The 7,005-nt window shown below is 69.9% G+C and carries 7 protein-coding genes and 1 pseudogene; 5 read left to right on the top strand and 3 right to left on the bottom strand.

Annotation, left to right across the window (positions count from 1 at the left end; all coding sequences use genetic code 11):
• Positions 1 to 359, top strand: a pseudogene (locus CRP55_RS44110) (methyl-accepting chemotaxis protein); the annotation flags it as partial.
• A 35-nt stretch (positions 360 to 394) separates the two neighbouring features.
• Positions 395 to 2,299 (top strand): GGDEF domain-containing protein, encoded by a 1,905-nt coding sequence (locus CRP55_RS44105; RefSeq protein ID WP_245923745.1) that lies wholly within the window; start codon positions 395 to 397, stop codon positions 2,297 to 2,299.
• Here CRP55_RS44105 and CRP55_RS44100 read toward each other — a convergent pair.
• Positions 2,289 to 3,764 carry a sensor histidine kinase gene (locus CRP55_RS44100; protein WP_097328044.1) on the bottom strand — a complete coding sequence of 492 codons (1,476 nt, stop codon included), beginning with the start codon at positions 3,762 to 3,764 and terminating at the stop codon, positions 2,289 to 2,291. The two genes, CRP55_RS44105 and CRP55_RS44100, sit on opposite strands and share 11 nt — an antisense overlap.
• Before the next feature lie 119 nt (positions 3,765 to 3,883).
• Here CRP55_RS44100 and CRP55_RS44095 point away from each other — a divergent pair, with 119 nt between their 5' ends.
• The 3 genes from CRP55_RS44095 (at position 3,884) to CRP55_RS44085 (ending at position 6,094) form a co-directional block, all read left to right on the top strand.
• A complete protein-coding gene (locus tag CRP55_RS44095; protein ID WP_097328041.1) occupies positions 3,884 to 4,264 on the top strand; it encodes an HPF/RaiA family ribosome-associated protein in 381 nt (126 codons plus the stop codon).
• Between the two features lie 139 nt (positions 4,265 to 4,403).
• A complete protein-coding gene (locus tag CRP55_RS44090; protein WP_143235366.1) occupies positions 4,404 to 5,585 on the top strand; it encodes a hypothetical protein in 1,182 nt (393 codons plus the stop codon).
• 38 nt (positions 5,586 to 5,623) lie between these two features.
• A complete protein-coding gene (locus CRP55_RS44085) occupies positions 5,624 to 6,094 on the top strand; it encodes a DUF2550 family protein (protein WP_097328037.1) in 471 nt (156 codons plus the stop codon).
• On the opposite strand, the gene CRP55_RS44080 is transcribed toward CRP55_RS44085, so the two are convergent.
• Together CRP55_RS44080 and CRP55_RS44075 are read right to left on the bottom strand one after the other, a co-directional pair.
• Positions 6,043 to 6,411, bottom strand: a complete 369-nt coding sequence (locus CRP55_RS44080) for a PPOX class F420-dependent oxidoreductase (RefSeq protein WP_097328035.1) — start codon at positions 6,409 to 6,411, stop codon at positions 6,043 to 6,045. The genes CRP55_RS44085 and CRP55_RS44080 overlap by 52 nt on opposite strands.
• Positions 6,408 to 7,004, bottom strand: a complete 597-nt coding sequence (locus tag CRP55_RS44075) for a dihydrofolate reductase family protein (RefSeq protein ID WP_097328033.1) — start codon at positions 7,002 to 7,004, stop codon at positions 6,408 to 6,410. The genes CRP55_RS44080 and CRP55_RS44075 overlap by 4 nt, the downstream gene beginning before the upstream one ends.
• Position 7,005 lies beyond the last annotated feature (1 nt).

Raw genomic sequence — 7,005 nt, 5'->3', positions numbered from 1 at the left:
TGGCCCAGGAGACCGGCCGGGCCACCGAGAACATCTCGGCCCGGGTCGAGACGATCCAGGCCGACACCGGGGGAGCGGTCACCGCGATCGAGGAGATCAGCCGGGTCATCGCCCGGATCAGCGACTTCCAGACCACGATCGCCTCGGCCGTCGAGGAGCAGACGGCCACCACGGCCGAGATGAACCGCAGCGTCGGCGAGGCGGCCACCGGCACCGGCCAGATCGCCGAGAACATCAGCGGCGTGGCCGACGCCGCCCGGCGCACCACCGAGGGCATCGCCCGATCGCGGGAGGCCACGGCCGAACTGGCCACCATGTCGACCGATCTGAGCGCTCTCGTGTCCCGGTTCCGTTATTGAGTCAGTAATCGGGATCCGCTGCCGACCTGGTAGTTGTGACGCGGTCGCTGGACACCGGCAGCACGAGATGGGTGCTGGGGTCCCTGGCGGCCTTCTTCCTGCTCCTGGCCGTCGTCGATGTCCTGGTCCTCGACGGCACCGAGCAGATCGTCCTGTCCGGGTTCGCCTGGGGCAGCGCCGCCGTCCTGGCCATCGGCGCCGCCCTCACGCGGCGGCCCCGCCAGGGACGCCGGCCGGCCCTGCTGAGCCTGTTCGGCTTCATCCCGGTGCTCAACGGGCTGGTGCCGCTGTACGTGACCGGCGAGCTGCACCAGACCAGCATGCTGATGCTGATCATGGTGGGGCTCGGCGTGGCCGTCAGCTCGACCGGCATCGCGATCGCGGCCGCGGCCACCGCCACCGCCGGCTGGATCGTCGCCGTGCTGCTGCGCAGCGGCCTGCACACCGAGGAGCTGACCTACTATTCGATCCAGTTCGGCCTCGCACTGACCATGGGAACACTGCTGCGGATGAGCCTGATCCGCCGGCAACGGCAGATCCGGGCCATGCGCGACGAGCTGACGGCGGCGGCCGAACGTTTCCGCGGCATCTTCGAGGCGTCACCGGCGGGCATCGGCCTGTCCGGGCCCGACGGCCGGTTCATCACGGTCAACCCGGCCCTGTGCCGCCTGCTCGCCCGCGAGCAGGACGAGGTGGTCGGGGCCGATGTCTTCGCCCACGCCCACCCGGACGACCGCTTCGACCTCGACGAGATCACCCGCCGCATCGGGGCGGCCACCGACGGCGTGGCCCGCATGGAGGTCCGCTTCTGCCGTCCCGACGACGACACACGCTGGGTGTGGATCACGCTCAGCCGCACCGGCGCCGATCTCATCCTCGTGCAGATGCAGGACGTCACGGCGCGCTACCAGGCCGAACGCGCCACGCGCGACTCCGAGCGGCTGCTGACCGCCGTGGCCGGGGTCGCCCGTCGCATCCGTACGGGCGAGGACGCGCGCACCAACATCGTCAACGCGGTCCGCGAGCTCGCCGGCTCGGACGGCGTCATGCTGATGGAGCCGGTCAGCGCCACCGAGGAGCTGGTGATCACCGCGGCGTCGGGCCGGCACCTGGTCGGCACCCGCATCTCGCTGGCCCTGACCTCGATGAGCGCGCAGGTCTACCGCACCGGCGAGCCGGTCTTCCGGGCCGACCCGGCGGCCGACCCGATCGTCTCACCGGCCCTGCTCGAACTGACCCGGGCCCGGTCGCTGCTGTGGCAGCCGGTCATCGCCGACGGCACGGTCATCGCCGTGCTCTGCGTGTCGTGGACCCACCGGCTCCACGACGTCGGCGACCGGCGGGCCCGGGCCGTGGCCCTACTGGCCGACGAGACGGCGCTCGCCCTGGAACACGAGCAGCTGCTGCGCCACCTGGAGCGGATGGCCTACACCGACACCCTGACCGGGCTGGCCAACCGCCGCGCCTGGCAGGCCCAGCTGCCCCGGCTGGTCGCGCAGGCCCGCCGCACCGGGGATCCGCTGACCGTGGCCATCGCCGACCTCGACCACTTCAAGCGCTACAACGACACCTACGGGCACCCGGCCGGCGACGAGCTGCTGCGGCTCACGGCGGCCGCCTTCACCGAGGCGCTGCGCGACAGCGACCTGATCGCGCGGTGGGGCGGCGAGGAGTTCGCGATGGCCCTGCCCGACTGCCCGGCGCCGGACGCGGCCCAGGTGCTGGACCGGGTGCGTGCGGCGACGCCGGGGGCCGAGACGTGCTCGATCGGGTACGCCACGTGGGACGGCCAGGAGACCGTCGAGCAGCTGCTGTCCCGGGCCGACGACGCGCTCTACCAGGCGAAGGAGGGCGGGCGAAACGCCGTACAGGAAGCAGTTCTTACTTTGTCATCCCCTCCAACCACCCCACCGCCACCCTTGACTCGACTCATTTCATGAGGCTGAACTCGAAGCGGGCGCCCTCGGTGGAATCGGTGGCCAGCCAGATCTGCCCGCCGTGGTGTTCGACGATCTTCTTGCAGATGGCCAGGCCGATGCCGGTGCCGGTGTAGACGTCGCGCGGATGCAGCCGCTGGAAGATCACGAAGATCTTCTCGGCGAACTCGGGCTCGATGCCGATGCCGTTGTCCTGCACGGAGAACGTGTACTTGTCCTCGTCCTCGTCGACGGTGATGACCACCCGCGGAGGCACGTCGGTGCGGCGGAACTTGATGGCGTTGCCGAGCAGGTTCTGCCACAACTGCGTCATCAGGGTGGCGTCGCCGGGCACGGTCGGCAGCTTCGGCCGTACCACCTCGGCCCCGGTCTCCTCGATCGTCAGAGCGAGAGTGTCCTCGACCCGGCCCACGATCGCGTCCAGGTCGACCGGCTCCCGCTCGTCGTACATCCGGCCGATCCGGGAGAACGCCAGCAGATCGTTGATCAGCTGCTGCATGCGGGTGGCGCCGTCGACGGCGAAACCGATGTACTGCTGCGCCCGGTCGTCGAGCTGCCCGGCGTAGCGGCGCTGCAACATCTGGCAGAACGAGGCCACCTTGCGCAGCGGCTCCTGCAGGTCGTGCGAGGCGACGTAGGCGAACTGCTCCAGGTCGGCGTTCGACCGGTGCAGCTCGGCCGCCTGCTGCTGGCTGGCGGCCAGGCTGTCGGCCAGCTTGCCGCGCATCGCCTCCACGTCCTCGGCCAGCCGGGCCACGTCGGACGGCCCGCGCGGGGTGACCCGATGCCCGAACTCGCCGCCGGCGACCCGGCGCACCGAGGCGCTGAGCTCGTTGAGCGGGCGCAGCACGACGACCCGCAGCAGGACGGCGATGGAGGCGATGAGCAGCAACAAGGCGACGACCAGGCCGAGGAAGGCGGTGTTGCGCAGACTGCGGCTGTCGGTCAGATCCTCGCGGCCCTGGGCCCGCAGCGCGACCAGGCGCTGATCCAGATCGGCCAGCGGGGCCCGGACGGCGTCGAAGGCGGTCTTGCTCTGGGTGACCAGGGCGAGATCGTCGCGGCGGGCCTGGACCAGAGGCTCGGCGGCGGTGTCACGCCAGGAGGCCATCCGCTGCTCGACCAGATCCAGGTCGTTCAGGGCCTCCTGGTGGCCGTCCAGCAGGTCGCGGAGCTGCCCGACGAGGCGGGTCTCGTCGGCCCGGCCCTGCTCGTACGGCTCGAGGAACTGCTGCTCGCCGCTGAGCACGAAACCCCGTACACCCGTCTCCTGCCCGACGACGGCGGCGGTCAGCTCGGCCACGGCGGTGCGGGCCGGCGCGATCCGGTCGTTGAGACGGTCGGAGACCTCGGTCGTACGGGAGAGGAGCTCCGCACCGACCACAGCGGCCACGGCGATGAGCGCCACCATGGCGATGAGGACGGACGCGAACCAGCGCTGACTGGTCCACCGGGCATGCGTGATCACGCAAGCAAGGTACGCGAGCCTTTTTCTCCCCGCTCTCTCGCCCGATTCGGGCGTTTCAAGCCCGCCCGGACCGGGGAAGGGATCTTCACGGAAGGCAGAGTCTCAACGAGGGAGTTGTGATGACAGCGGTGAACAATCCCGCCACCGTGGGTGAATGCCTGCGCGTCGGCGCCGGTTTCTCGCAGGGCGACCGCAACTGGATCGCCGAGCAGTTCGTCACGCTCGACAGCCGCCTGGCCGGTTTCCACGCCGACTCCACCGAGCTGGAGGTCATGGTCAAGGACCGTGACGCGCCGGGCCAGAAGGTCACGCTGGAATGCTGGATCGCCGGCCGCCAGAAGATCGTCACCACCTCCACCGAGGAGGACCTGAGCGCCGCCCTGCACGACGTGCGCGACGACCTGCGCCGCAAGCTGGACGACGCCAAGACCCGCCAGGAGCCGCGCAACAACCGCCACCTCCGCTCGCAGCCGGACCTGTCGCCGGAGCTCGTGGAGTAGAAGCCTTCGGTTTCACGCAAAAGAGGGGCGCGCCGCGCCCCTCTTTTCGTCGTGCCTGTTTTCGTCGTGCCTCTTCTTGCCGTGTCGGATTGCGGTCGAAGCCTTTGACTCGCCGCCGTCGCGGGCGTGGGCTCGTGGTATGCGTCCCGTGGCGGTGCTCGTGCTCCTGCTGCCGATGGCCTTCTCGTCGGCCTGCCAGAAGGATGCGGCCTGCCCGGCGGGCTCCGAGGACTACAACGGCAAATGCCTACCCCATCTGACGGCTTCGTACGTGCGGTGTGTCGACGCCAAGGACAAGAACCTGACCGAGAAGATCGAGGCGGGCGCCACCGTGCCGGCGGCGGCGTTCACCACGTTCAAGGCGGCGTATTCACGGTCGTGGACCGAGGACAGCGCGGCCGCCCTGCAATACGTGAAGGACTGCATGACCCTGGCCCGCGAAGAGGTGTCGGGCAAGGAGGCGGCCGCCGTTCAGGAGGTCGAGAAGAAGACGATCGTGTACATCAAGGTGGTCGAGCGCAGACAGCCGGCGATCGAGGTGGAGCCGTCGGCCCTCACCTGCACGGAGAACGGCTGCGGACAGATCACCGTCAAGAGCACCGGCAAGGGCGAACTGAGGATCGGCCGCATCAACGTGACCGGCCCCGACAGCGACGACTTCCGTGTCGGTGAGTCATGCGCGAACCGCTCACTCGGCCCGGCGAGAGGCCCCGACGACGTCGACACCTGCACGGTGACGGTGGGGTTCGAGCCCTCCGGCGCGGGGGAACGATCGGCCACGCTGGTGATCCACCAAAACCTCCCGAAACCGGACACCGGCACCAGAGTCACCCTCACCGGCAAGGGCACCGGCGGCACCCCGCCGGAGGACCACACGCTGACCGTCGACGCGGGCCCGGGAATCACGGTGACGAGCGACCCGGCGGGCATCGACTGCGGCTCGGAGTGCAGCGCCGCCTTCACAGGAGCCGAGGTGACGCTGACCGCCAGTTACGTGCGGGGCGACGGCGGAGGGTTGCGAGCAGAACGCCGGCGACACCTGCCGGGTCGACCTGACCACCGACCAGAACGTCAGCGTGAGCCTGTCGTAGCGTGCACCACCGTCGTTGTCGATCTGGAACGGGAGGTGGCGATGAGAGAAGTTCTCGGCTGGTTGGCCTGGCTGGCGACGATCGCGGCCTTCTATCCGCTGAACCAGTGGTTGGTCCGCCGCAAGTGCCTCGATCACCGCCCGTGGTTCGTCCCCAGCCTGTGGGGCCCGGTCGGAACGGCGGCCATCATCCTGGCGCGCCCCGCGGGTTGGCGCCGCTTTCCGTCGTAGCAACCGACGGCGAACATGGTTGCCCGTACCCTGGGTGCGTGTTCGGCCTCGTGGGGGAGTTCGTTGCCGATGCCGCCGGTTCCTGGATCGGCGACAAGCTTGGGCGATTCGCTCGCCGAGGGCCGCGGGACGAGCGGCTGGTGATGGCGGCATACCGCGATCGCTCGAGGGGCGGGGTCGGCGGCCGCTGGCGGCATGGCTATATCCGTGTCCGTGACGACGACCTGGCGTGGGTCGCGGACCGGTTGCGTGCGGTACGGCGACGCCCGATCGTCTTGATGCCCCTTCGGATCGTTGAGCAACGTGCTCTGAGGGCGTGGGAGCACTGGTTTCTCAGCGGTGACTTGACTGTCCTGCGCTGCGAGACGCCGGGCGGATCGGTTGAGCTGGCGGTTCCGCAGGAGGAAGTCCGATTCGTCAAAGGCGCGGTTGCGCGGCTGATGAACGCTTCGGATGTTCAGTGGCTGGGCTCGATCACGCCGACGACGCGTGGATGGTCGCGGGGGTAGGGGTGGTCGGTGTATTTGGCCACCAGGCGGTCGATGATCTGCCAGGCCTCGTCTCCCTCTATCCACTCGATGACGTTGCCGCGGATCACGACGGGGGCGAACGGGTTTCCCGGCGGCGTGATGGAGAGGGCCACGCGGGGATCGCGCCGCAGGTTTCTCGCCTTTCGGGTTGCCGGGCCGGTGAAGAAGACGATGTGGTCGCCGTGCGTGCCCACGTACACCGGGGTGGTGTGGGGGGAGCCGTCGGGGAGCACGGTGGCCAGGTGCGCGAACGACGGGGAGTCCAGGACGTCGCGTACGGCCGAATCAATTGTCATCGCAGGACCTCGTAGTGCAGATGGGTGACGCCGGGCGCGGGGACCGCCTCGACCAGGCGCAGCTCGATGTGGGCGGGAAGTGCCTGGAAGTACGGGCGGCCGGCGCCCAGCAGGACGGGAACCTGGTGCAGGATCAGCTCGTCGACCAGACCGGCCGTCAGGGCGGCGCTGGTGACGCCGCCGCCCATGAGGGCCACGTCCTTGTCGCCGGCGAGTTTGCGGGCCGTGGCCACCGCGTCCTCGATGCCGGTGGTGACCAGCGTCTGGTGGGGGTCGCTCATCGCCGGGATCGGGCGGTGGCTCAGCACGACCAGGGGCACGCCGGCCTGGGGCGTGCCGCCGGTCAGCCAGCCGGAGTCGTCGTACGTGTTGCGGCCGCACAGTGTGGCGCCCACGCGGGCGGCGGCGGTGTCGAAGACGCGGGCGCTGGGCTCGCTCAGGCGGAAGCCGTCGAAGACGCGGCTGGGGGTGTCGCCGTTGAAGTACCAGTCGAACAAGGTCGGGGCGTCGCCGAGGCCGCGCCCGGAGCCGGGGTCGCGGCCGGTGATGTAGCCGTCCGCGGACACCGTCAGGGCGCTGAACACCTTTGTCATG

It is taken from the genome of Paractinoplanes atraurantiacus (assembly GCF_900215205.1).
Taxonomy (GTDB): domain Bacteria; phylum Actinomycetota; class Actinomycetes; order Mycobacteriales; family Micromonosporaceae; genus Actinoplanes; species Actinoplanes atraurantiacus.
Note: the sequence above shows the minus strand (reverse complement) of the source record. Positions and strands in the feature narration are given on the sequence as shown.

Bases quoted from the DNA above. Each gene is read 5' to 3' on its own strand.
- CRP55_RS44080 (WP_097328035.1), bottom strand. From the start codon at position 6,411: ATGACAATTGATTCGGCCGTACGCGACGTCCTGGACTCCCCGTCGTTC.
- CRP55_RS44090 (WP_143235366.1), top strand. From the start codon at position 4,404: ATGCGTCCCGTGGCGGTGCTCGTGCTCCTGCTGCCGATGGCCTTCTCG.
- CRP55_RS44075 (WP_097328033.1), bottom strand. From the start codon at position 7,004: ATGACAAAGGTGTTCAGCGCCCTGACGGTGTCCGCGGACGGCTACATC.
- CRP55_RS44095 (WP_097328041.1), top strand. From the start codon at position 3,884: ATGACAGCGGTGAACAATCCCGCCACCGTGGGTGAATGCCTGCGCGTC.